This window comes from Pseudomonas sp. H9, from assembly GCF_004353925.1.
In the GTDB taxonomy this organism is placed as follows: Bacteria; Pseudomonadota; Gammaproteobacteria; order Pseudomonadales; family Pseudomonadaceae; genus Aquipseudomonas.
In genome coordinates this window covers 81,425-105,260 of the sequence record NZ_SMOK01000019.1, presented here as the reverse complement: position 1 = coordinate 105,260, position 23,836 = coordinate 81,425, and the positions used below count along the sequence as shown (strand labels likewise).

Below are 23,836 nucleotides of genomic sequence, written 5' to 3'. Positions count from 1 at the left end.
TGAGCAAGTGTCTGCTGGTCAGGCACTTGCTTTTGGCGCTTTGAAGCGACTCTGAGAGCCTGGTAATGCCCCAGTTCTATTGCAAGCGATCACTCACGCTGCACCTTCTACCCTTTTCCCTGCTGATGTTCACGACACAGGCCGCACTCGCCGCCGACCAGGACACCAGCCTGCGCCTGAACCAGTCCATCGAATACCGCGCCAACCAGCAAGAGCGCGAATTTCTCAAAGACGAACTGCCCAACGACTCCGCCGCGCCGCTGATAACCATCGATGGCCAGACCTACAGCGTTGGCAATAACCTCGATGACCTGGGCCGCGCGGTGTACCTGTCGATCGGGCGCCAGCAATGGCTGCACGCCAAGGACTACCTCAAGCGCTACACCGCCCTGCCCGGCCATGACCCGATGCTCACCGCCTACGCCAACGGTGCCCTGGCGCGCGCTGCCGGTGATCTTGACCAGGCCGAGGACTACTACCGGCAACTGCTGGCCATGCAATCGGACTTCCTCCCCGGTCGCCTCGAATTGGCCCGTGTGCTGTTCGAAAACCGCAAGGACCGAGAATCGACTACAGCCTTCAAACAGATCAGCAGCAGCCTCAGCCCTTCGAATGCGCAGGCCATGGGCCTGGGCAAAACCGTGGACAGTTTTCTCCAAGCCCTGGACCACCGTGAAGATTGGCAAGGCTCCCTGGCCGTAGGTCCGATCTGGGCCGACAACCTTAACCAGTCTTCCGAAAGCACCGTGACCTACCGCATGGAGACCGATCAAGGCACCTACCTGATCAACCGCTCCCTGCCCAAGGCCGTGTCGGCCCACGGCGTGGATTACGAAGGCACACTGAACAAGCGCATAGCCATCAGCGGTCACCACGGCGTGTTCATGCGTTCGCTGTGGTACGGCCAGGCTTATGACAAAGAGAGCAAATACAACGAAGGCACGCTGATCAACAATGTCGGCTACAGCTACAACGATGCGCGTAACCAGTACTCGCTGGGCCCCTCATACGAGTTCAACACCATCGGCGACGATGCCATGTACAGCGCCTGGGGACTGCGCGGCGAATGGATGCACACGCTGTCGGCCACACGCATGTTCAAGCTTGAAGGCGACTACAAAGACATGGCCCACAAGCACGATATCAACAGCAACCTGGATGGCGATACCAGCTCGGTGTACGCCACGCTGTGGCAAGCCCTGCCCCATCAATGGACCTTGTTCGGCGGCGTCGATTTCAGCGACCGCAACGCTCAAGACCGCACCGCCGCCTACTTTCAGAAAGGCCTGCGCCTTGGCGTCGCCAAGGACTTTGACGTGGGCTTGAGTGCCGTGCTGTTCGCCTCGTATCGCACCCGCCAATACGACGCCTACAGCGCCATCGTTGATGGCCGGCGCAATGAAGACGAGCAAAACTATACCTTCATCCTGCGCGCCCCGCGCCTGGCGGTGTACGACCTGGTTCCCAGCCTGACGGTCAAATACAGCAAGGTCGAAAGCAACATCGACTGGCTGTATTCCTACGACAAGAACAGCATCAGCCTGAAGCTGGAGAAGCAATTTTGAGTATCGCAGCCTCTGTGGGAGCGGGCTTGCCCCGCGATAGCGTTGTGTCAGTCACCTTGCAATCGCGGGGCAAGCCCGCTCCTAACGAAGGCCCTGCGCAACGGAAATGTGGGTCACCCAGGGCGTGTACTGCTCAACCTTGATCGGCAAGCTACGCGCCAACAAGCGTAAGGCTCGCTGGCTGTCATCGGCGGGCAGTACAGCGGTCACTCGTATCAGTTGCAACGCCTTGGCATCAAATAACAGATAACCCTGGTGATTGCGTGCAAGCCGCTCCAATACTTCATCCAGAGATTGATCACGCACCAGCAACTGATGCTGCTCCCAGGCCTGATCAATCACCGTCGCATCAACGCGCTGCAGCGCCCCAGGCCCGGTGCGATCAAAGCGCAACGCCTGTCCAGCCTGAACAGCCACACGCTTGTCGGCACTGTCGACCTCGGCAGCCGACTCGATCATCGCCACCCGACTGTAGCCGGGCAGTTGCTCAACGACAAAGCGGGTACCCAGCGCACGCACGCTGCCGTGCTCGGTCAGCACCTGAAAAGGCCGCGTATCATCCTTGGCCACCTCCACCCGGATCTCTCCGCGCACCAAGCGTATCGTACGCCGCTGGGCATCGAACTGCAGGTCCACCGCCGAACCGCCATCAAGGCTGATACGACTACCGTCGGGCAGTTGCTGTGTGCTCCATTGGCCAGTGTTGGTGCGAATGTCCGCCAATAGGTACGGCGGCGGAAACTGCTGCAAGAAGACGCCAACCAGCAGCAACACCAGGGCTGCCAACGCCAGCGCCTTGAGCGGCTGGCGCCTCGCTCGCCGCCGGGCAATGCCCTCCAGCGCCACTCGCGCAGGTTCGCGCGCAGCGTCGCTCAGTGTGGCCAGGCTGCCCTGCAAGCGCTCGATGGCTTCCAGGTGCTCAGGGTCGGCATCGAGCCAGTCGCGAAAAGCATTGCGCTCGGCCGCATCGACGTTACCGTCCAGGCGCACCAGCCATTCGGCAGCTTCTTGGAGCACGCGGGCAGAAGGAGATTTGTTCATATCACCGCACGTTGGCCAATACCACCGCCAGCCCCAAACCCATTAAAGCGACGCCAACCACTCGATCGACCAATAGCTGTCTGTCCAGCATGATCCGCCGCAAAGATGACGAAGAAAAGAACAATGCGACCAGACTGAACCAGAGCCAATGCGCCATTGATATGAACACACCATAACCAAGGCTGGTCGCCAGCGAACTCCCCGGCTGCACTACCTGAGTGTAGGCACTGACCACGAACAGCATGGTCTTGGGGTTGAGTGCATTGGTCAGAAAGCCCGAACGAAACGCCGCCAGAACGTCTGGCCGACTGCGCTGCACGTCATCCTCCAGAGAAACCCGCGAGGTGTTGGTGAACGACTTGTACCCCAGGTAAATCAGGTACCCCGCCCCCAGCACCTTCATCACCAGAAACAACGGCGGGCTCTGACTGATGATCACTGCAATACCGAGTACGGTGTACAGCACATGCACCTGCACACCCAACGCGATGCCTAACGCCGCCGACAACCCGGCACGACGCCCGAAGGCATAACTGCTGCGAGTAACCATGGCAAAGTCAGCGCCGGGGCTGATTACCGCCAGCACAGTAAATAGCGCAACAGCAAAAATCTCGTTCACGAAAGCTCCTCGATCTGCGAAAAAATCACACAGATACCCAATTGAATAACGCCCGGTAGGAGCGGGCTTGCCCCGCGACCAAACACCCAACGCTGTCAATTATCAAAAGCTTCGCCCACCAAAAAAAACGATTTATAGTGCGTCAAATCCGCTAGTTTTCCTCACAGATATGAAACTTCCCGCGCTGTCCGCCTTTCGCTATTTCGACGTCGCCGCCCAGACCCAAAGCTTCGTGCGCGCCGCCGAACTGCTCAACGTCACCCACGGCGCGGTGAGCCGTCAGGTGCGACTGCTGGAAGAATCCCTGGGCGTAGAACTGTTCGAGCGGCGTAACCGGGCCATCTTCCTCACCCCGGCCGGCCGCGCACTGCACGGCACCACCCTGTCGGTGTTCGAACAACTGCAAGGCGCGGTATACCGCCTGCAGCAACAGGCCCGCGAAAACGTGTTGGTGCTGTCGTGCGAGCCCACCATTGCGATGAAATGGCTAATCCCACGCCTACCTGACTTTCACGCCACGCATCCCGATATCCACCTGCATCTGGTTGCCGCCGGTGGCCCCATCGACTTTTCCCGCAGTGGCGTCGACCTGGCCCTGCGCCGCGATGACTTTCGCTGGGACGCTGAGCTTCATGCGGCGAAAATCTGTGACGAGTGGGTCGGACCGGTGAGCAGCCCGCAACTGGCGATACCCGATCAGGGCCTGGAGGGCCTGCGCTTGCTGCATAGCGCCTCACGCCCCGACGCCTGGAACACCTGGCTGCGCCAGAGCGGCGAATCGGCCGGTGGCAGCACTCGCGCCGACTACGAACATTTCTATCTGTGTATCCAGGCCGCCGTCGCCGGGCTGGGCGTGGCCTTGGCTTCATTCCTGATGGTTCAGGACGAAATCGACAGCGGCCAATTGCAGGCGCCGCGCAGCTTCGTACAGGATCAATCGGCGTATTACTTGCTCTGCCCACCGGCAATGGCTGGCGATGACAACTGCCAGCGTTTCATCCAGTGGGTCAGCGACCAAGCCCAAGCCTGCCTGGCTCATTTACTTTGAGGTTGGTTTGCATCAGGTAACGCACAGAACGAGGAACCGGCACTGAAGTCCCCACCCCAGGTACGAAAACCCGCCGTATCGATATGAATCCGCCCGGAAGGGTATCGCCCCAAGCCCATGTTCCAGGCTTTGCCCTGAGTCTGCCAGAACGCGCACAGCGGGTTGGGATCGGCCCACGGCGGCAGCAGCAGATCCACCGCAAAAGACTGCGTGTGCGCACTGGCCACCGCACCGCCCGCGCAGCGATTAAGGCGCGGATCGCGGTAGGTGGACACCACTTCATAACGCGGCAAAATACCCTTATCCCCTAAGGTCTTGAGCAGTTGCAGGGTCGAGCGCACCGCCGGCCACTGTGCTGCCGGCGCTACGGCAAAGGGCTGCGCAGAGCACAAACGCCAGTCACTGGCTGAGCGCAACAACTGATCGATTGGCACCACGCCATACAGGCGCGCCTTCACCAACATGTCCCGGAAGCCCCGGGTTTCATGGTCTCCTGCCCAGTGAGCGAACATATACAGATCTCGCTCATCGGCCTGCACCTGGGCACTGCCGAGCACTGTCAGAAGCAATCCTGCGTAAATACCTGCCCTGTGCCACGCGCCCATTTGCTTCTTCTCCGTCCCTGTTGGTGTAAAACGTCTTAAGTTTGGCGGCCCTCCCGCTGTGAGGAGGTCATGACAAGGAGTTAAGCATGTACAAAACCGTTCGAATGACGCTCGGGCTGGCAGCCTTGGTCGGCGCCACCGCAGCCTTGGCCGACGCCCAGCTGAACCTGGGGAATGAGGAGCGCGTGGCTCGCCTGTTTGCCTACCCCAACAACTGCAACGTCATCTGCTTTCGCAACTGGACGCTGGAGCAGACTGTCGAGCATTACCTGAGCCAGAGTGTGCAACGCGACGGCTACCCCGCCGCCAAGGTCCGAGTCAGCCGCGACAATGACCAGCTTTACGCCAAGATTCAGGGCGTACCCAGCCGCTACAGCAGGCCACTGGCGACCTTGCTCGACACCGGAGAACTGGCCTACCAAGGCGCCCGTCGCCTGAACAGCGACGGGAAATGGGCTTACAACTGGAGTTTGTTTCTGCCACTGGGCATGGCCCTGGAGAACCGCCGCAGTATCGAGTTGCTGCACTTTCCGCCGGATTATTCATTGACCCAGGCACAAGACTACCTGCGCTCCAACACCACCGACCGCTGGGCAACGCTGCTGACTTTCAACGGTATCCCTACCGAACAGACACCGGCCTACCAGACCATCGTCGACATCGCCCCGATCGCCGCCCCCGCCAGTGCCGGCAAAGAGCTGGAAGGGGTATACGGCTACTTCAAGGACTACCAGGTACGCATGGTCCGCGAACTCACTCGCACCACCAGTGGCACTTCCCTGCCAATGGTCGCCTTTGGCGCACCGGTACGCAGTTGGATCGAACAGCAGTACGGGCCAAAACTCGATGTGCTGGGGTTGGTCAGCATCAACCCGCAAGCCGGGCAGCGCGTGGCGGTACTGGGCGCCAACCACCCCAGCGCGATCTGGTACGCCGCAGACGAAAAGAATCACGACGGTGATCAAGACCAAGCTGACCAAGCAGGCCTGAAAATGATGGGGCAAGATTTGAGTGCGGCTTGCTGGCAAGCTGGCATGGGCCGTAATCCGGCAGCGAGTGCCCAGGCGACCCTGGGGGCCTGTACGCAGAAATGGCAGGTGACGGCGAAGAAGCAGACCTGCGAGCTGTTTTACCGCACCATTCGCGACATGACCTCAGAACAGGCTGGTGCCAAGTGCAATACCGGTGCAGTGACGCGCATGCTGCGCGACCTGAAGAGCACCTAACCCTCCTGTAGGAGCGGGCTTGCCCCGCGATAGCGGTGTGTCAGTCACCTCGCATCGCGGGGCAAGCCCGCTCCTACAGGCAGGTAAGCCTTTCTCTAGTCCAGGGGGCGCAGGCGATATTGCGGAGGTAATTGCTCCGGCCCGCTGATGGTGGTGTTCAGGCTCTTCCAGCGGCCATCCTTGATGCCGTAGATGCAGCCATGGATCGACAGGCTCTGCCCACGGTGCCAGGCGTTCTGCACAATGCTGGTGTGACCAACGTTCGCCACCTGCTGGATGACATTGAGTTCGCACAAGCGATCAACCTTGGCCTCGCCTTCCAGCGCTGCCAGCTCGTTACGCTTCTCGTAATACAGGTCGCGAATCGAGCGTAGCCAGCCGTCGATCAGGCCCAGTTGCCGATCTTGCATGGCCGCGCGCACGCCACCACAGCCGTAGTGGCCGGTGACCAGGATGTGTTTGACCTTGAGCACGTCCACGGCGTACTGAATCACCGACAGGCAGTTCAGGTCGGTATGCAGCACCACATTGGCGACATTACGGTGCACGAACAGATCGCCCGGCAACATGCCGACAATCTCGTTGGCCGGAACCCGGGCGTCCGAGCAGCCAATCCAGAGAAACTCAGGAGTTTGCTGACGGGCAAGCTTGGCGAAAAAGTCCGGATCTTTCTGCTTGATCGCATCGGCCCAGCGCGCGTTGTTATCAATTAGTTCTTGTAGATCGTGCATGCTCGCCTCCCATCACTCGATCAGGGTACAGGCCATCACCAGGGCGTCTTCACGTCCTCCGGCAACCGGGTAGTAATCGCGACGGCGACCGATTTCGTTGAAACCGTAGCGCTCATACAGGCGGTAGGCCGACTGGTTGCTGGCACGGACCTCAAGGAAGCACTCGCGGCCATTCAGTTCGTAGGCGCGCTTCATCAACTCTTCAAGCAGGCGCAAGCCCAGGCCACGGCCCTGACTCTCCGGCTTGACGGTAATGTTGAGCAGGTGAGCTTCATCGATGATCACGTTGATCACGCCGTGGCCGACCTGTTGCTCACCTTCGAACATCAACCAGATCTCATAGGATTTTAGCCCGTCGAGGAAAATGCCCCGGGTCCATGGGTGGCTGAAGGCGGCGTATTCGATTTTCAGTACGGCATCCAGATCCGCCTCGGTCATCCGGCGGAAGCTGATTGTGTCACTCATCACTTGGTTTCCAGCGCGCCATCAGCCGGCGCATGGCTTGCCAGACGTCCGCTTTGCGCTGCGGCTCGTCCATCAACAACTCAAGGCCCGGCAAGGCCCAGGCATTGCCCAGGCCTTCAACCGGCAACTCGCGATAATAGGCCTCGGCATCTGCCTCACCGGCAAAACGCACGGCAGGCAGGCCGATCAGCCAGATGCAAACGCAGGGAGATTCTTCAAGCCGCGCCTGAATGAAGCCCTGGACAAAATCGGTGGCCGCTTGCGGGCCCTGGTCAAGGTTGCCACGCACCAGCAACGGCCAGCGCACCGGCTCGCCGATAATCTGCGGGCTATCGGGCAAACCGGCAGCACGCAGCATGTCTTTGAGCAGCAGGTATGACGGGTCACGGCTCTGGAACGGCTGGCCGGTCGCCAGCTCCACCAACAGCAGGCAGCTACCGGCGCGCAGTAGTTGCAGGGCAAAGCGCGGTGGTGGCACCGGCTTGGGCTTGATTACTTCTGGCTCAGGTTCAACCTGCTCTACCGCCTTGCTGGTGGCTTTCGGTGCGTTACCAGGGCGCGGAATCTCGATTTTCGGCCGTTCACCGCTGCGCGCTACCGGTGCATTCACCGGCACCTGCGCAGGCGTCGCCGGCGGCGCGTCGAACTCAGGCAGCACCTCAGGCGCCAGCGGCAGCAACAGCTCCGGGCGCGACGGTGCGGCGAACGGCAGTTCGGTACGCGGCAGCCAGTGCACCACTTGCATGGCGTTGAGGTAAGCGCGGCGGCGGGACTCGATTAACAAGAAGGATCGGCCATCTGTGGATAAGTCAGGGCCGATATTCTAACGTTGTTCGCCGTTCGGCGCCGCTGTTGATCGGCAGAAAACCGCTCAACTGCAGCTTCACTGCGATCAGGGGTGAATCGTCAGGCGCCTGATGAAGTACAATCGGCGCTTTTATTTGGCAACGAGTCGAACCGCCAATGATCGAACCCAAGCGCGTTCTGCGCGCCCTAGCCGAACACTGGGCCTTGCTTGAGCCGCTGTGCGAGCGCTTCGACGGGGGCACCCTGAGCCTCGGCGAACTGCGCCAGCAATTGGCCAACCAGCAGTTGGAGAGCACGCCCCAGGACATCACCAGCCTGCTCGACGTCTGGATCCGCCTGGATATTCTGGTACCGGTGGCAAAAAGCCCTAACCGCTTCGAGCTGAACGCCCAGATCCATGACTTCCTCGCCTACCTGCGCCGCGAGCACCGCCTGGGCCTGTGCCTGGAGATCGAAGCCTACCTGCGCCACCTTGAGCGCCTGGCCGGGCACATTCAGGATGCCTTCGAGATTCGTGACGGCAACGACCTGGCGCGCCAGTTGCGCCTGCTCGACATGCGCGTGCGCGACGTTCTGAAAAAACTCGACAACGACGAGCAAGCCCTGGTTGCCGTGGCCGAACGGGCCAAGACCAGCGACCGTCAGATCCCGCTGCGCCAGCGTTATGCCGAGGTACTGGCGACCTGGGACGAATACGTCGAGCCGATGATCCAGTTGGTGAACGCCGACGGCGCCTTCGAGCAAGGCGTGCGCAAAGTCGAAACCGTGCTGTTACGTTTGCTTGGTGAGCAAGCACGCCTGGGCCATCTGGTCGATGACGACATGCTGCTGCGCACCCACGCGCGCATCCTCGAAATGCAGACCAGCGCCCAGCTCACCCTGCGCCACGCCCGCGAACTGCTGCTGCCGTTGCGTGAAGAATCCCGTCGCCACAACGCCGTGACCCGTGGCGCGGCCCTGGCCCTCTCGGTAATCCGCCGTAAAGGCCTGGACGCCGTGCCCCAGGCGGCCATGCCAATGTTCACCCGGCCACAAAGCACCTTCCTCGGCAGCGCCAGCCAGGTCGAGGCCTATGTGTATGCCCTGGCCCGCTTCGAGCCCAAGCCGGCGCGCTTCCCCAAGGCGCACAAGAGCCACAAGGGCGAGGCACCGCGTGCGCCACGCACGGTCAAGGAAATGCTCGAGCGCTGCGAAGACGCCCTGCCACTACCCGACCTGATGGTCTGGCTGCTGGAGCAGGAGCCCGAAGGCGCCACCGACGAATTGTTGTACTGGTTCTCGCGCCTGTCGCGGGAAAAACGCTTTAAGCGCGAACGCCTCGAGCGTTGTGAATACACCACCCGCGAACACCTGGTCAGCTTGCGCTCCTTCGCCCTGACATCGAGCCGCGAACCATCGCCTGAGCCTACTGTGAGCCCTGCCCATGCATCTTGATCTTTCCGAACTGTCCCAGCTCGCACCGATCTTCCGCGAGCTGTTCAAGGGCTTTCATATCAGCCGCCGTGACCCTGAACTGTACGGCCAGCTGTCGAACTTCCAGGACCAGTACCGCGGCCTGTTCAAGGCCCTGGGCTTTGAACTGGTCTGTGACACCCGCGGTTTCTACTACTTCGTTCCAGACCAAGCCGCCGCGCAAGTCAACAAGACTGCCCAGCGCCTGTCGCTGTTCACCTTCATTCTGGTTGAACACCTGGCTGACCAGGGTCGCGACCCTATGTCGGTGCTCGATGGCGGCAGCCTCGGCCGCGATGAACTGCCATCAATGCTGGAAAAGTACCGCGACCTGTTCATTCAGGCCGAAGTGCAAACCCCGGACGAGCTGGAAGAGAAGATCATGCGGCGCATGACCCAGCTCGGCTTTGCCCATGAAGAAAACGGTATCTACCGCTTCCTGCCACCGATGCACCGCTTCCTCGACGTCTGCCTCTCGGTTCAGCAAGACCGCGACCTGGCGGCCAGCCTGCACAGCAACTTGCCGCTGCCAACGCCGGTGTTGGTCGAAGAAGAAAGCCCGGAAGAGCTGAACCGTACCGACGACCCGCTCGACCTCAGCCCGTTCGAAGAAAGCGAAGAAGAAGCCTTGGCCCGTGCCATCGCCGAAGAGCAACAGGAGATTGACGCATGAGCCAGGAACGCTACGGCATCCGCCGCTTCGCACTGCTCAACACTGCTGGCTACAGCCTGGGCCTGTTCCCACTGGAACACCCGCTGTCGGTCTACGGTGCCAACAACCTGGGCAAGAGCGCCTCGATCAACGCCTTGCAGTTCCCGATCCTGGCGCGCATGTCCGACATGAGCTTCGGCAAGTACAGCCTGGAGCAGTCTCGCCGGTTCTACTTCGCCAGCGATACCAGCTACATCCTTTGCGAAGTCAACCTGCCCCACGGCCCGCATGTGATCGGCGTGGTCGGCCGCGGCCCGGGCGGTGGTTTCGGTCACCAGTTCTTCGCCTACGCCGGTGAGCTGGACCTGGCGCACTATCAGAAAGACGACACCTGCCTGCGTCAGAAAGAACTGTTCAGCAACCTTGAACGCAACGGTCTGAAGGCCTATGAACTCAAGCCTGACGAACTGCGTCGTTTGCTGGTCGGTGGCCATACCTCGGTACCGCTGGACCTCACCCTGATTCCGCTGCGCTCCACCAGCGAGCAGAGCCTGAAGACCTTCCGCGCCCTGTTCATCAACCTGCTGCATATGCGCGAAATCACTGCGGCCAAGCTCAAGCAACTGTTCCTCGACGCCTTCGAGCACAGCCTGCGCTCGGGCAGCGTCGACTATATTGCCGCCTGCGAAGAAGCCTTCCGCGACGTGCGACGCATGGAGCAAGACTACAACTCGCTGGTAGCCGCAGGCCCACTGGTCGAGGCCCTGGCCAACGGCGTGGTCCAGCGCGACATCCTGCGCGGCAAACTGCATCGCCTGTCACCCCTGCTCGACTCGTTGCTCGGCACCTGGCAAGACTACGCCAGCGCCCGCAAAGAAGAGCTGGTGATCCAGGCCGAGCACTACAAGAACGAACAGGACAGCCTGCAGAACGATCAGCGTGGCGGTACTCAAGAACTGATGCGCCTGGAGCGTGAGATCACCGGCGTACAGCGCTGGCTCGGCGAGCTGTCTGTGCTCAAGCACCGCTTTGCCCTGGTCGATGACGTCAAAGTGCTGGAGCAGCAACTGCTGGCCGCCAAAGACGCCCACGACGAACTGGCCGGTGCCCTGGCGCAATCCCGTCAGTTCAGTGCCGAAGACCTCGAAGAGCGTCTGCGCGATCTGGAAAAACGCCTGAAGTCGGTCAAGCAGCAACTCGACCACGCCGACAACAACAGCTATGCACGCCTGCGCGAAGAGTTCTCGCAGCAGGACGTCGAACGCCTGATGCGCTTGTTCAACGGCGCCCTGTTCAGCCTGCCGCTGGGTGACCGCGGTATCGAGCTGGATGACAGCGACGTGTGGGTCAAATCCCTCGAAGCAGTCCTCGATGGCTTCAAGGGCGAGCGCTTTGAAGCCCCTGGCCTGTCCATCGACCTGTCACACATCGAGCCACCGGCCTTGCAGGCCCTGGCCGACCGCGCCGCCCTGCGCGACCAGAAAGAGCGTCTGGAGAAAGAGCTCAAGCAGCTCAAGACCCAGCAAGCGGTAGCCGCCGACCGCGCCGCGAGCAAAACCCAGACCGAAGCCCTGTACCAGCAGGTACTGGATGCACAAAAAGCCCTGGAAGACTTCCGCCGCAGCCAGACCCTGGCCGCAGAAGAAGACGACAAGCTTGAGCAACTGGCGCAGATGGAAGCCGCTCAGGACGAACTGAAGCGCTCCAGCGATGCCTTTACCGAGCGCGTCCAGCAGTTGTCGGCCAAGCTGCAACTGGTCGGCCGCCAGATCGCCGACATGGAAGCCAAGCAACGCACCCTCGACGACGCCCTGCGTCGCCGTCAGTTGCTGCCTGCCGACCTGCCATTCGGCACCCCGTTCATGGAGCCGGTCGACGACACCATGGACAACCTGCTGCCACTGCTCAACGACTACCAGGACAGCTGGCAAGGCCTGCTGCGGGTCGATGGCCAGATCGAAGCACTGTACGCTCAGGTACGCCTCAAAGGCGTGGCCAAGTTCGACAGCGAAGACGATATGGAACGCCGCCTGCAACTGTTGATCAACGCCTACTCGCACCGCACCGAAGAAGCCCTGACACTGGGCAAGGCGCGCCGTGCAGCCGTCACTGACATTGCCCGGACCCTGCGTAACATCCGCAGCGACTACGACAGCCTTGAGCACCAACTGGCGTTGTTCAACCGCGAGATCAACAAACGCCAGGTCTCCAACCTGGAGAGCTTCCGTATTGTGCTGGCGCCGAACAAAGAAGCGCTCAAGCACATTGACCAGATCATCCACAGTGCCGGTCAGTACGAAGAAGGCGAGACCCTGTCGGTGTTCGACCTGAACGCCAGCGCCGAACAAGACAACAAGAACGAAGAGGCCAAGGAGTACCTGGCGCGGCTGGTGGCGGCCAACCACAACCAGCTGGGCTTGAAAGACCTGTTCGAACTGGCTTTCGAGATCACCAAGGTCGGTGGTCAGCCGGTGATCCACACCGACATCGACGGTGCGGCGTCCAACGGCACCACCATGACCATCAAGGCGCTGACCAACATGTACTTGTTGCTGCACCTGATGGACCGCGACCTCGCTGGCCGTGTACGCCTGCCGTACTACCTCGACGAGGCAGCCGACATCGACGAACGCAACCAGGCTGCGCTGCTGGAAACCAGCTTGCAGCTGGGCTTCGTACCGATTCTGGCGAGTGTGAAGCCGCAAGTGTCGGCGCATGTCGCTATCGACCTGGAAGGCGGTAGCGGGCCGAACGGCATCTACATCGACGAGGCCGATTGGAAGTACATCAGCCGCCGTGATGTGGAAAAGGCAGTGGTGCGTAAGGAAGAGGAAGAAGCTTCGGTTTGAAGCTGATCGCGGAGCAAGCCCGCTCCTACCAGACCGGTGGGAGCGGGCTTGCCCCGCGATGTATTACTGCTGGGCCCAAGGCAAAATCGGAATCGCCGTCACCGCATTCTGCGGGCTGCCTTCGATCAGCCGGTCCGAGTACACCAGGTAAACCAGCGTGTTGCGCTTCTTGTCGAGGAAGCGCACCACCTGCATGGTCTTGAACACCAGCGAAGTGCGCTCTTTGAACACTTCCTCGCCATCCTTGAGCTGCCCCTTGAAGTGGATCGGCCCTACCTGACGGCAGGCAATCGACGCTTCGGCACGGTCTTCAGCCAGCCCCAGGCCGCCCTTCACACCGCCTGTCTTGGCCCGTGACAGGTAACAGGTCACCCCGTCCACCTTCGGGTCGTCAAAGGCTTCGACGACGATGCGGTCGTTCGGCCCGACAAACTTGAACACGGTCGACACCTGGCCGATTTCCTCGGCCGCTGCCAACACCGGCACTGCCAGCAGCGCGGCTGCCACTATCCCTTTGAGCACGGTTTTTTCCTCAGACCAGAATCAGGTTATCGCGATGCACCAGCTCGGGCTCGGCGATATAGCCCAGCAAGCTCTCAATGGCTTCAGACGATTGACCGATGATTTTCTGCGCTTCCAGCGCACTGTAGTTGGCCAGGCCGCGCGCGACCTCAAGGCCATCAGGCCCGACACACACGACCATTTCGCCACGGCGGAAACTGCCTTGCACGGTCTTGACCCCGACGGGCAGCAGGCTCTTGTTGTCGTTACGCAGCGCTTTCACCGCGCCATCGTCGAGCACCAGGGTGCCGCGAGTCTGCAGGTGGCCGGCCAGCCATTGCTTACGGGCCGCCAGCATGCCGCGCTCAGGTGACAGCAAGGTACCCAGGCGCTCTCCGGCCTTGAGACGGTCGAGCACACGCTCCAGCCGCCCGCCGACGATGATGGTGTGGGCACCGGAACGCGCCGCCAGACGCGCTGCACGCAGCTTGGTCTGCATGCCGCCACGACCCAGTGCGCCACCGGTACCACCGGCCACGGCATCCAGGCTCGGGTCGTCTGCGCGGGCTTCATAGATCAGTTGCGCGTCTGGGTTGTTGCGCGGGTCAGCATCGAACATACCGTCACGGTCGGTGAGGATCACCAACAGGTCGGCTTCGACCAGGTTGGCCACCAGTGCCGCCAGCGTGTCGTTGTCACCAAAACGGATTTCGTCGGTGACCACCGTGTCGTTTTCGTTGATTACCGGCACCACACCCAGATCAACCAGAGTGCGTAAGGTGCTGCGGGCGTTAAGGTAACGCTTGCGGTCGGAGAGGTCGTCGTGGGTCAGGAGAATCTGTGCGGTGTGCCGGCCATGCTCGGCAAAGCTCGACTCCCAAGCCTGCACCAACACCATCTGACCGATCGAGGCCGCTGCCTGCAACTCGTTCATCGCTGCCGGTCGCTTGGCCCAGCCCAAGCGGCTCATCCCAGCGGCAACCGCTCCGGACGACACCAGTACCAGTTCAACACCTGCCTCATGCAACGCCACCATCTGTTCGACCCAGACACCCATGGCCGCGCGATCCAGGCCCTTGCCATCTGCTGTCAGCAGGGCACTGCCGATTTTCACGACCCAGCGCTGCGCACCCGTCACCTTGCTCCGCATCTTCTTCCAACCTATATAGATCTTTAGATACTAAAACGCCGCTCCAGAGAGCGGCGTTTAGTGTACTGCAACGCGTCAGTCGCGCACGTAAATGATTTCCGGACCGTCTTCGTCGTCGTCATCCCAATCATCGTCATCGTCGTCGCCGATGTCGTGCACGCTTTTCACGCCACTGCGGCGCAGCGCACGGGCATCGTCCAGCGCTTGCAGCTGAGCACGGGCTTCGTCTTCGATGCGCTGATCGAGGTCAGCCAGCTCTTCGGCGTAGGCCGGGTCGTTGGCCAGGCGGTCGGCGCGGTCTTCGAGGTAGCGCATGATGTCACGGCTGAGCTGCTCGGTGCCTTGCTTGGAGATAGCCGAGATCACATAGACCGGGCCTTCCCACTGCAGACGCTCGACCACTTCCTTGACGCGCTCGTCACGCTCGTCGTCCATCAGCATGTCGGTTTTGTTCAGTACCAGCCAGCGGTCACGCTCGGCCAGCGACGGGCTGAAGCGGGTCAGCTCGTTGATGATCACTTCGGCAGCATCGGCGCTGTTGCTTTCATCCAGCGGCGCCAGGTCGACGAGGTGCAGCAGCAGGCGCGTACGCGCCAGGTGCTTGAGGAAACGGATACCCAGGCCAGCACCGTCGGAGGCGCCTTCGATCAAGCCAGGGATGTCGGCAATGACGAAGCTCTTCCAGCGGTCGACGCTGACCACACCCAGGTTTGGAACCAGGGTGGTGAACGGGTAATCGGCGACTTTTGGCTTGGCGGCCGACACCGAACGGATAAAAGTACTCTTGCCAGCGTTCGGCAAACCCAGCAGACCGACGTCGGCCAGCACTTTCATTTCCAGTTTCAGGTCACGCTGGTCACCCGGCTTGCCCGGCGTGGTTTGGCGTGGTGCACGGTTGGTACTGGATTTGAAGCGGGTGTTACCCAGGCCGTGCCAGCCGCCCTGAGCCACCATCAGCTTCTCGCCTGGTTTGACCAGGTCACCGATGACTTCCTGTGTGGCAGAGTCAATCACGGTGGTGCCGACCGGCACGCGCAGAATCAGGTCGTCGCCCTTCTTGCCAGTGCAGTCAGTGCTGCCGCCATTGGAGCCACGCTGGGCTTCGAAATGACGCGTGTAACGGTAGTCAACCAGGGTGTTGAGGTTTTCGTCGGCAACCATGAACACCGAACCACCGTCGCCACCGTCACCACCGTTGGGACCACCGTTCTCAATGAATTTTTCGCGGCGGAAGCTCATGCAACCGTTACCGCCATCACCGGCTTTTACCCGGATCGATACTTCATCAACAAACTTCATAAAAACCGCCTCTCGTCAGCTGGACGAGCTGAGTGACACAAAGACATAAGGCTCTTGCAAAAATGAGCGCGGCGGCCCCCGTCAACGACCGAAACACCAGCGCCGGCAGCCCATACAAACAGCTTTGCAAGAGACTCACCCCACAAACGAAAAAGCCCCGTCGCGAGACAGGGCTTTTCCAGCGTTCGCGCGATTACTCGGCGACAACGCTCACGTAACGGCGGTTGAACTCGCCTTTTACTTCAAACTTGATCTTACCCGCGATCTTGGCGAACAGGGTGTGATCTTTACCCATGCCAACGCCGTAGCCAGCGTGGAATTGGGTGCCGCGCTGACGCACGATGATGTTGCCAGGAACGATAGCCTGGCCGCCATACATCTTCACGCCAAGGCGTTTGGCTTCTGAGTCGCGACCGTTACGGGTACTACCACCAGCTTTTTTGTGTGCCATGGTTCAATTCTCCAGAAATGGGATTTTGGCGATTAAGCCGAAATACCGGTGATCTTGATTTCGGTGAACCACTGGCGGTGGCCCATACGCTTCATGTGGTGCTTACGGCGGCGGAACTTGATGATGCGCACTTTGTCGTGACGACCTTGCGAGATCACTTCAGCAACAACCTTGGCACCAGCAACGACTGGAGCGCCGATGTTCACGTCGTCGCCATTGGCAACCAACAGAACGCGGTCGAAAGTTACGGATTCGCCAGTGGCGACTTCCAGTTTTTCGATTTTCAGGTATTCACCTTCGGCGACTTTGTACTGCTTGCCACCGGTAACAATTACTGCGTACATGGGTATTTCTCCGATAATCCTGCTCACCCAGCTCTTTATAGGAAGAGTATTGGCTGGCATGGCTGCATAGGGCTGGAACGGCCCAGTGCAATTGCGTAAGGCAGGTGCTGCCCAGGAAGTTCAGGGTGCGCGATTGTACGCAAGGCGCCGATTCCTTGCAAGTCCCGCCCCCGGCCCACAAGGACCGCGCCTTGACACACCGGGACCCGCGACCTAGCATGCCGCGCAACCTTTATGGAGCACCTGTGGCCGATGCAACCCCAAGCTTTCTACCGCGCGGTAGCGGACGATTTCAGCGCCGTTGACGAGATTATCAAGAAACAGCTGACTTCGCGTGTACCGCTGGTATCGAAAATCGGCGACTACATCACTTCAGCTGGCGGCAAACGCCTGCGCCCGCTGCTGGTGCTGCTGTGTGGCAAGGCACTGGGTCGCGAAGGCGACGACGTGCGCCTGCTGGCCGCCACCATCGAATTCCTGCACACCGCCACCCTGCTGCATGACGACGTGGTCGACATGTCCGGCATGCGCCGTGGCCGTTCCACCGCCAACGCTCTGTGGGGCAACGCCCCGAGCGTGCTGGTAGGCGACTTCCTTTATTCGCGCTCGTTCGAAATGATGGTCGAACTGGGCTCGATGCCGGTCATGCAGATCCTGTCCAAGGCCACTCGGGTCATCGCCGAAGGCGAAGTCCTGCAGCTGTCCAAGGTTCGCGACGCCAGCACCACCGAAGAAGTCTACATGGACGTCATCCGTGGCAAGACGGCCATGCTGTTCGAGGCCTCGACCCACAGCGCCGCTGCCCTGGCCGACGCCACCCCTGAGCAACGCGAAGCCCTGCGCACCTTCGGTGACCACCTGGGTGTTGCCTTCCAACTGGTCGACGACCTGCTCGACTACAAAGGCGATGCGCAAACCCTGGGCAAGAACGTTGGAGACGACCTGGCCGAAGGCAAGCCAACCCTGCCGCTGATCTACACCATGCGCGAAGGCACGGCCGAACAGGCTGCCCTGGTACGCCAGGCCATCCAGAAAGGTGGCATCGAAGATCTCGAAAGCATTCGTGCGGCGGTCGAAGCCTCCGGTTCGCTGGATTACACCGCGCAATTGGCCCGTGACTACGTGGCCCGTGCAATTGCCTGCCTCGATGTGCTGCCCGCCAGCGAGTACCGTGATGCGCTGGTTGAACTGAGCGAGTTTGCGGTCGCACGTACGCACTGATTCATCAGCGCATTTATCGCGGGGCAAGCCCGCTCCCACAGTGTTTGGTGGGAGCGGGCTTGCCCCGCGATTGCATTCACCCTCTGAAAGACAAAACCCTATACAATGTAGGCCTTGTATCTGTACGCCTTAGAGGAACCCTAGTGAGCACTTTGCCACCCTGCCCTAAATGCAACTCCGAATACACCTACGAAGACGGCGTTCAGCTGATCTGCCCTGAGTGCGCACATGAGTGGTCGGCCACCGGTGAAGCCGAGGCAGCGAGCGATGAGGCGGTCAAGAAGGACTCGGTGGGCAACGTCCTGCAGGACGGCGACACCATCACCGTAATCAAGGACCTTAAAGTCAAAGGTACCTCGCTGGTGGTTAAAGTCGGCACCAAGGTCAAGAACATCCGCCTGTGCGATGGCGACCACGACATCGACTGCAAAATCGACGGCATCGGCCCGATGAAGCTGAAATCGGAATTCGTCCGCAAGGTCTGAAGCCCTATGGCATTGGGGCTGGTTTCCAGCCTCGAAGCCATTCGCCGTACCATTGGGTAAATTTTTACCAATAGTCTCTTGCTATTTTGATAATAAGAATTATTCTCATTGGACGCTTCCAAGGAGAATAGCCATGACTTATCTGATAGACGCCTGGCTTGACCGCCCCCATCCCTATCTGCGCATTTTGCATCGAGAAACCGGTGAGGTATGCGCCGTCATCGAACAAGAAGCACTGGACGAACTGCGCGACCAGGGCGATCTGGACCTTCACGGTTTGAATTCAAGCGAGCCGATTGTGCTCAAGGAACTGGTGAGGAACCTGTTCCTGTTCTGTTATGCGCGGGCGTTGCGCCCGAATGCTGAACTGTATTGAAAGCATCGCGGGGCAAGCCCGCTCCTACCGACCTGGTGGGAGCGGGCTTGCCCCGCGATAGGTATTACAGAACGTCGAGCAGTTCGACGTCGAATACCAGAACGCTGTGCGGCGGGATGCTGCCTACGCCCTGAGCGCCGTATGCCAGCTCGCTCGGAACGTACAGGCGCCATTTGCTACCGGCGTTCATCAGTTGCAGAGCTTCGGTCCAGCCAGCGATCACGCCGCCGACCGGGAATTCTGCTGGCTGGCCGCGCTCGTAGGAGCTGTCGAACACAGTGCCGTCGATCAGGGTGCCGTGGTAGTGGGTGCGCACGCTGTCTTCGCGGGTTGGCTTGGCGCCTTCACCGGCGGTCAGCACTTCGAACTGCAGGCCCGACGCCAGGGTGGTGATGCCGTCACGCTTGGCGTTTTCAGCCAGGAAAGCCTTGCCTTCGCCAGCGGCTGCTTCAGCCTTGGCTGCAGCTTCAGCCTGCATGATGTCACGGATGACTTTGAAGCTGGCCGACAGGTCTTCTTCGCTGACGCGGCTGGCCTGGCCATTGAAGGCGTCGGTCAGACCAGCCAGGATGGCTTCCAGGCTCACGCCCGGTGGCGGGTTGTCACGCAGTTGACCACCCAGCTGACGGCCAATGCCGTAGCTGACGCGAGTTTCGTCGGTAGACAGATTGATTTCGGACATTTGCTTGCTCCGCAGCAGGGCGCACGACAACTACGCCCTATATGAAAAGGGCGAGCAGCCTAGCACACTGCGGCAAAGCAGATCAGCTACCAGGCAGAACGTCGTGGCATCGGTATTTTCAAGTCGCCGTCACCGGTACTGCTGCCGCCGACCATTTCGTCGTCCATCGACCAGTGCACCAGGTGCAGCGGTACGGCAGGCAAACCGTCGAGCAAACGCTGCGCATCGACCACCGAGTGCACTTTCAGGCGCTGCCCCCGGGTATCGGACAGTGGATGAGCATGGCCCTTCACACGGGCCTCCAGGATGTAGTCGCCGCCTTCCAGGGCTATCAGGTTAAGCTCTTCGACATGACCGGCCTTGGCCTCTGAGTTCAGTTGTTGAAGGTTCATTGCGATACCTCGCTACTGGAACGTTGAGCAGGCTTTTCAGGTGACAGTTCATTTTTTGTACAGCATTCGACAAAGCACAAGGTAAAAACGCAACCGCCCGTCCGTTTTACAACGGACGGGCGGCTGTGAAATGCGCTAAACAGGTGGATCAGTGCTTGGTCAGCTTGTCCAGGTAACCCATGGCAAAGGCCGATACCACGAAGGTCATGTGGATGATCACGTACCACATCAGGTATTCGGTCTCGATGTTGCGCGCATCCATGAACACCCGCAGCAGGTGGATCGAGGAGATCGCCACGATGGATGCCGCCACCTTCATCTTCAGCGACGAGGAGTCCATCTTGCCCAACCAGTTCAGCTTTTCCTTGCTCTCGTCGATGTCCAGTTGCGAGACGAAGTTCTCGTAACCGGAAATCATCACCATCACCAGCAAACCACCGACCAGGGCCATGTCGATCAGCGAAAGGATCACCAGGATCAGGTCAGCCTCGGCCAGCGAGAAGATGTTGGGCAGCACATGGAAGATCTCCTGGAAGAACTTCAGTGCCAGCGCCAGCAGGCCCAACGACAGACCAAAATAGATCGGGGCGAGCAGCCAGCGCGAGGCATACATCGCATTTTCGATAATACGTTCCATTGAAAACTCGTCAGGTGGCGAAAATAGCGAGCGCGAGTATAAACAGCCAGCCATGACAGAAAAAGCCCGTGTCACGCTGCCACAAGGGCAGCGCAGGGCTGAAAGAAGTAAAAACGCTTGGCGGCGTCAGGTTTCCGGATTGAACTGGATGTCACCGACGTGATGAACACGCTCGCCATTGACCCGGCGCAGTTGGGCTTGCAGGTGCACACTCCAGATCTGCGGGTCGTCGGCCACCTGATAACCGTGAAGGGTCAGGCTGTCGACGATGGCATCGAGCACTGACTCGGCCACGAACGGGCCATGAAACGGTCCTTGTGCTTTGATGGCAGAAGGTTGTTCGCCCGCCATACCGGCGGCAAATAACAGGGTCCACATGCCATTGTCGCCGGCCAGTGGGCGAATACTGCATTCAATGCGGGTCACCAGGCCCAGGCATTGGCGGGTGAGGCTGAGGCTGCGCGGCATGGCGACGATCCTCGGTAAACCCTTGTTCAACCCTGCGGGCAGGGCTGTTTCAATCCTGTAATGACTACATTCCCTGACTTGAAGAATAGAAGAAATCTGCCCAACCGTGGAAAAACCGGCGCCCAGCGGTTTTGACCGCTGCGGCGCCGATTATTTGACTCAGGACGTTTTGATCTGCGCTGCAGCCTGTTGCGCCAGGACTTGCTCAGCCTGCTCCTTCTCGGCCTCTTTCAGATCTTCTTCGCTGATCATTTCGGCGATCACCCGCAAACGCTCCACTACACGAGCGTTGACGCTACCTTCGGGGAATTCACCCTCGGCATTGGGTTCACCGGCCGGTTCGCCAACCAGCAGGCTCAGTGCTTCGTCTGCCTGGCTAACGGCGTAGACATGGAACATGCCCTGACGCACCGCCTGCAACACACGCTCATCGAGCATCAGGGTAGCGACGTTGGCACGCGGGATAATTGCACCCTGCTCGCCGGTCAATCCGCGCGCTTCACACAAGCGGAAGAAACCTTCGATTTTCTCGTTGACCCCGCCCACAGCCTGTACTTCACCGAACTGGTTGATCGAGCCGGTGATGGCGAAACACTGCTTGAGCGGGGTCTTCGACAGCGCCGAAATCAACGTACAAGCCTCACCCAGCGATGCACTGTCGCCGTCCACATAACCGTAGGACTGCTCCAGGGCAATGCTCGCGGAAATGGCCAGAGGGAATTCCTGGGCATAACGACTACCCAGATAACCGGTGAGAATCATCACACCCTTGGAGTGAATCGGCTGGCCGAGGTTGACCTCCCGCTCGATGTCGACGATGCCGCTGCCCCCCGGATACACCGTGGCCGAAATACGCGCCGGCACACCGAAGGCCGAGTCCCCGACTTCCAGCACGGTGAGGCCGTTGCATTTGCCGACGGCTGCGCCTTGGGTGTCGATGAGGATGATGCCAGCCAGCATGTCGTCGAGAATCCGTGCCGACACGCGACCGGTCCGGGTCGCCTTGGCCTTGAGTGCCCGCTCGATATGACCGGCATCGGTCATCTCGTCGTTGGCCAGGTGACGGATGAAGTCCGCCTCGCTCACCAATTGGAACAGGTCGCCAATGCGTGCCGACAAGCGCCCCTGGTGTTCGGCCAGCCGCGCGCTGTACGTGGCCAGACGCGCCACGGCATCCGCACTCAAGGGCGCCATGCCCTCTTCGCTGGTGCGCGTTTTAAGCAACTGGGCGAACTGCTCCAGGCTCTCGTCGACCATGGGGATGTCTTCATCGAAATCCACCAGTACCCGGAACATCTCCTGGAAGTCCGGATCGTGGTCTTGCAGGGCGTAATACAGCTGACGGGAACCGATGATCACCACCTTGATATTCAGCGGGATCATTTGCGGATTGAGCGTGACGGTGGCCAGGCGGCCATACTCGCCCAGCGGCGACTCCATTTTCAGCTTGCGCGACTGCAGGGCACGCTTGAGCGCATCCCAGACAAACGGCTCACCCAGCATTTTCTCCGCTTCCAGGATCAGGAAGCCTCCATTGGCGCGGTGCAAAGCGCCGGGACGCAACTGGCGGTAGGTGGTGTACAACGCCCCCTGGTCAGTGCTGTATTCGATGCGGCCAAACAAGTTGTCGTAGGTCGGGTGCGGCTCGAACACCACCGGCGCACCGCCGCTGGCATGATGGCCAACCACCAGGCTCGGCGCGTATTGCTCTTCCAGCAGCTTGCGGGCCTGGGCATCGGTCTTGCTGTCATCGACCAGTTGTTCAACCACTGTACGCAGCAGATTGACCTGCATACCCTGCAAGTACGCGCATACAGCCGCATTCTCTGCGTATTTTTCAGACAGCGGCGACAGCAAAGGCTGGAGCGCCAGGGTGATGGTTTCTTCGTTCAGCTGACGTAGCTGATTGTTCGACTCACGCTTCCATTGCGGCAGGCTGGCCAATTCCTCATTGAGGCGTTCCTCCAGCTCCGCGATGTCGTCATGGAAGCGCTCACGCTCGGCCTCAGGCAACTGGGCGAACTCCGCTTCGTCCAGCGCTTTGCCGTCGGCCATCGGGGTAAAGGCGACGTTGCTGCTGTCGCGGTACAGGGCCACGTCTTTTTCCAGTGAGGCGCGCTCGATCACATCCAGTGCACGGTCGTAACGCTGGTTGAAGGCGCGGTCGATGGCGCTCTTCTTCTGCTGATAGGACGGGTGCTCGAACACCGCCGGGAAGGTTGCCAGCAGGTTGTCGATCAAGCCGCTGATATCGCTGATGAATGCCCCTGCGCTACCGGGCGGCAGCTCCAGCGCACGCGGCTCGCGAGGCTCGTCGAAATTATTGACGTATACCCAGTCCGATGGCGTCTGCAGGCGCTTGCCTTCAGCCTTGAGGTAACGTTTTACAAACGAAAAACGCCCGGTGCCGGGCTCACCCATGACAAACACGTTGTACCCAGGGCGGGGCATGGCGACGCCGAATTGCAAGGCTTCGACAGCACGTTCCTGGCCAAGCACACCGCGAAAAGGCTCCAGATCATTGGTGGTGGAAAAGTCGAACTGTTCGGCGGAAAAAGGCCGGGTCAAGGCTTCTGGCGCAAGACGCAGGCTCGCAGCGACAGGATCGGGCATCGGGCTTCCTTACTTCGGCGGGGCAGATAAAGGCATTCTGGCGCTGCCTGCCCGCGCCTTGCAAGGCTCATTGGCACAATATGTCGCAGGGTCGAAAACCTGCACTACGTCAACATTCCCCAGCAATTTTTCGCAATAAATCACGGAACCCTTAGAT

The 23,836-nt window shown here is 60.3% G+C and carries 25 protein-coding genes; 9 read left to right on the top strand and 16 right to left on the bottom strand.

Annotation, left to right across the window (positions count from 1 at the left end; genetic code table 11):
• Nucleotides 1-65: 65 nt before the first annotated feature.
• Nucleotides 66-1,565 (top strand): surface lipoprotein assembly modifier, encoded by a 1,500-nt coding sequence (locus tag E1573_RS15815; RefSeq protein WP_133215321.1) that lies wholly within the window; start codon nucleotides 66-68, stop codon nucleotides 1,563-1,565.
• Nucleotides 1,566-1,646: 81 nt separating this feature from the next.
• Here the strand turns inward: E1573_RS15815 and E1573_RS15810 are convergent, their stop codons facing one another.
• Complete coding sequence (locus E1573_RS15810; RefSeq protein WP_133215319.1) at nucleotides 1,647-2,606, bottom strand: FecR domain-containing protein; 960 nt, start codon at nucleotides 2,604-2,606, stop codon at nucleotides 1,647-1,649.
• A 1-nt stretch (nucleotide 2,607) separates the two neighbouring features.
• On the bottom strand, nucleotides 2,608-3,225 hold the full coding sequence (locus E1573_RS15805; RefSeq protein WP_133215317.1) for a LysE family translocator: 618 nt from the start codon (nucleotides 3,223-3,225) through the stop codon (nucleotides 2,608-2,610).
• A gap of 169 nt (nucleotides 3,226-3,394) precedes the next feature.
• On the opposite strand from E1573_RS15805, the gene E1573_RS15800 reads away from it, so the two are divergent.
• Nucleotides 3,395-4,273 (top strand): LysR substrate-binding domain-containing protein, encoded by an 879-nt coding sequence (locus E1573_RS15800; RefSeq protein WP_133215315.1) that lies wholly within the window; start codon nucleotides 3,395-3,397, stop codon nucleotides 4,271-4,273.
• Here E1573_RS15800 and E1573_RS15795 read toward each other — a convergent pair.
• The gene (locus E1573_RS15795; RefSeq protein ID WP_133215313.1) at nucleotides 4,261-4,878 is read right to left on the bottom strand and encodes a D-Ala-D-Ala carboxypeptidase family metallohydrolase; all 618 of its coding nucleotides are present in this window, start codon (nucleotides 4,876-4,878) and stop codon (nucleotides 4,261-4,263) included. The genes E1573_RS15800 and E1573_RS15795 overlap by 13 nt on opposite strands.
• Nucleotides 4,879-4,964: 86 nt before the next feature.
• On the opposite strand from E1573_RS15795, the gene E1573_RS15790 reads away from it, so the two are divergent.
• The gene (locus E1573_RS15790) at nucleotides 4,965-6,104 is read left to right on the top strand and encodes a hypothetical protein (protein WP_133215311.1); all 1,140 of its coding nucleotides are present in this window, start codon (nucleotides 4,965-4,967) and stop codon (nucleotides 6,102-6,104) included.
• Between the two features lie 95 nt (nucleotides 6,105-6,199).
• On the opposite strand, the gene can is transcribed toward E1573_RS15790, so the two are convergent.
• The 3 genes from can to E1573_RS15775 are packed head-to-tail and all read right to left on the bottom strand — an operon-like array spanning nucleotide 6,200 to nucleotide 8,084.
• Nucleotides 6,200-6,835 (bottom strand): carbonate dehydratase, encoded by a 636-nt coding sequence (can, locus tag E1573_RS15785; protein ID WP_133215309.1) that lies wholly within the window; start codon nucleotides 6,833-6,835, stop codon nucleotides 6,200-6,202.
• 12 nt (nucleotides 6,836-6,847) lie between these two features.
• On the bottom strand, nucleotides 6,848-7,300 hold the full coding sequence (rimI, locus tag E1573_RS15780) for a ribosomal protein S18-alanine N-acetyltransferase (RefSeq protein WP_133215307.1): 453 nt from the start codon (nucleotides 7,298-7,300) through the stop codon (nucleotides 6,848-6,850).
• On the bottom strand, nucleotides 7,293-8,084 hold the full coding sequence (locus tag E1573_RS15775) for an energy transducer TonB (RefSeq protein ID WP_133215305.1): 792 nt from the start codon (nucleotides 8,082-8,084) through the stop codon (nucleotides 7,293-7,295). Before E1573_RS15775 ends, rimI begins: the two co-directional genes overlap by 8 nt.
• Nucleotides 8,085-8,263: 179 nt before the next feature.
• Here E1573_RS15775 and mksB point away from each other — a divergent pair, with 179 nt between their 5' ends.
• From mksB to mksF, 3 genes are read left to right on the top strand one after another with little or no spacing between them, the layout of a single operon-like run.
• Nucleotides 8,264-9,541, top strand: coding sequence for an Mks condensin complex protein MksB (gene mksB, locus E1573_RS15770; RefSeq protein WP_133215303.1), 1,278 nt, complete (start codon nucleotides 8,264-8,266; stop codon nucleotides 9,539-9,541).
• The gene (gene mksE / locus E1573_RS15765; RefSeq protein WP_133215301.1) at nucleotides 9,531-10,232 is read left to right on the top strand and encodes an Mks condensin complex protein MksE; all 702 of its coding nucleotides are present in this window, start codon (nucleotides 9,531-9,533) and stop codon (nucleotides 10,230-10,232) included. The genes mksB and mksE overlap by 11 nt, the downstream gene beginning before the upstream one ends.
• Nucleotides 10,229-13,060 (top strand): Mks condensin complex protein MksF, encoded by a 2,832-nt coding sequence (gene mksF, locus E1573_RS15760; protein ID WP_133215299.1) that lies wholly within the window; start codon nucleotides 10,229-10,231, stop codon nucleotides 13,058-13,060. Before mksE ends, mksF begins: the two co-directional genes overlap by 4 nt.
• Before the next feature lie 63 nt (nucleotides 13,061-13,123).
• On the opposite strand, the gene E1573_RS15755 is transcribed toward mksF, so the two are convergent.
• The 5 genes from E1573_RS15755 to rplU form a co-directional block, all read right to left on the bottom strand.
• The gene (locus E1573_RS15755) at nucleotides 13,124-13,582 is read right to left on the bottom strand and encodes a CreA family protein (RefSeq protein ID WP_133215297.1); all 459 of its coding nucleotides are present in this window, start codon (nucleotides 13,580-13,582) and stop codon (nucleotides 13,124-13,126) included.
• 10 nt (nucleotides 13,583-13,592) lie between these two features.
• Nucleotides 13,593-14,711 (bottom strand): glutamate 5-kinase, encoded by a 1,119-nt coding sequence (gene proB, locus E1573_RS15750; RefSeq protein WP_133215295.1) that lies wholly within the window; start codon nucleotides 14,709-14,711, stop codon nucleotides 13,593-13,595.
• Between the two features lie 75 nt (nucleotides 14,712-14,786).
• Entirely contained in the window at nucleotides 14,787-16,010 is a 1,224-nt protein-coding gene (cgtA, locus tag E1573_RS15745; protein WP_133215293.1) for an Obg family GTPase CgtA, read from the bottom strand.
• Nucleotides 16,011-16,203: 193 nt separating this feature from the next.
• Nucleotides 16,204-16,461: a 50S ribosomal protein L27 gene (gene rpmA, locus E1573_RS15740; RefSeq protein ID WP_133215291.1), complete on the bottom strand. Its 258-nt coding sequence runs from the start codon at nucleotides 16,459-16,461 to the stop codon at nucleotides 16,204-16,206.
• A gap of 32 nt (nucleotides 16,462-16,493) precedes the next feature.
• Nucleotides 16,494-16,805, bottom strand: a complete 312-nt coding sequence (gene rplU, locus E1573_RS15735) for a 50S ribosomal protein L21 (RefSeq protein ID WP_038614793.1) — start codon at nucleotides 16,803-16,805, stop codon at nucleotides 16,494-16,496.
• Nucleotides 16,806-17,057: 252 nt separating this feature from the next.
• Between rplU and E1573_RS15730 the strand changes: the two genes are divergently transcribed.
• The 3 genes from E1573_RS15730 (at nucleotide 17,058) to E1573_RS15720 (ending at nucleotide 18,887) form a co-directional block, all read left to right on the top strand.
• Nucleotides 17,058-18,026 (top strand): polyprenyl synthetase family protein, encoded by a 969-nt coding sequence (locus E1573_RS15730; protein ID WP_133215289.1) that lies wholly within the window; start codon nucleotides 17,058-17,060, stop codon nucleotides 18,024-18,026.
• A gap of 143 nt (nucleotides 18,027-18,169) precedes the next feature.
• The gene (locus tag E1573_RS15725; protein ID WP_133215287.1) at nucleotides 18,170-18,511 is read left to right on the top strand and encodes a zinc ribbon domain-containing protein YjdM; all 342 of its coding nucleotides are present in this window, start codon (nucleotides 18,170-18,172) and stop codon (nucleotides 18,509-18,511) included.
• Between the two features lie 133 nt (nucleotides 18,512-18,644).
• Nucleotides 18,645-18,887, top strand: coding sequence for a hypothetical protein (locus E1573_RS15720; protein WP_133215285.1), 243 nt, complete (start codon nucleotides 18,645-18,647; stop codon nucleotides 18,885-18,887).
• A 64-nt stretch (nucleotides 18,888-18,951) separates the two neighbouring features.
• Here the strand turns inward: E1573_RS15720 and E1573_RS15715 are convergent, their stop codons facing one another.
• The 5 genes from E1573_RS15715 to E1573_RS15695 form a co-directional block, all read right to left on the bottom strand.
• The gene (locus E1573_RS15715) at nucleotides 18,952-19,569 is read right to left on the bottom strand and encodes an FKBP-type peptidyl-prolyl cis-trans isomerase (RefSeq protein WP_133215283.1); all 618 of its coding nucleotides are present in this window, start codon (nucleotides 19,567-19,569) and stop codon (nucleotides 18,952-18,954) included.
• Between the two features lie 86 nt (nucleotides 19,570-19,655).
• Nucleotides 19,656-19,961, bottom strand: a complete 306-nt coding sequence (locus E1573_RS15710; RefSeq protein ID WP_133215281.1) for a DUF6482 family protein — start codon at nucleotides 19,959-19,961, stop codon at nucleotides 19,656-19,658.
• Nucleotides 19,962-20,109: 148 nt separating this feature from the next.
• Entirely contained in the window at nucleotides 20,110-20,598 is a 489-nt protein-coding gene (locus tag E1573_RS15705; RefSeq protein ID WP_133215279.1) for a TIGR00645 family protein, read from the bottom strand.
• Nucleotides 20,599-20,724: 126 nt separating this feature from the next.
• Nucleotides 20,725-21,066: a hypothetical protein gene (locus tag E1573_RS15700; RefSeq protein ID WP_133215277.1), complete on the bottom strand. Its 342-nt coding sequence runs from the start codon at nucleotides 21,064-21,066 to the stop codon at nucleotides 20,725-20,727.
• A 159-nt stretch (nucleotides 21,067-21,225) separates the two neighbouring features.
• Nucleotides 21,226-23,679, bottom strand: coding sequence for a Lon protease family protein (locus E1573_RS15695; RefSeq protein WP_133215275.1), 2,454 nt, complete (start codon nucleotides 23,677-23,679; stop codon nucleotides 21,226-21,228).
• Nucleotides 23,680-23,836: the final 157 nt, after the last annotated feature.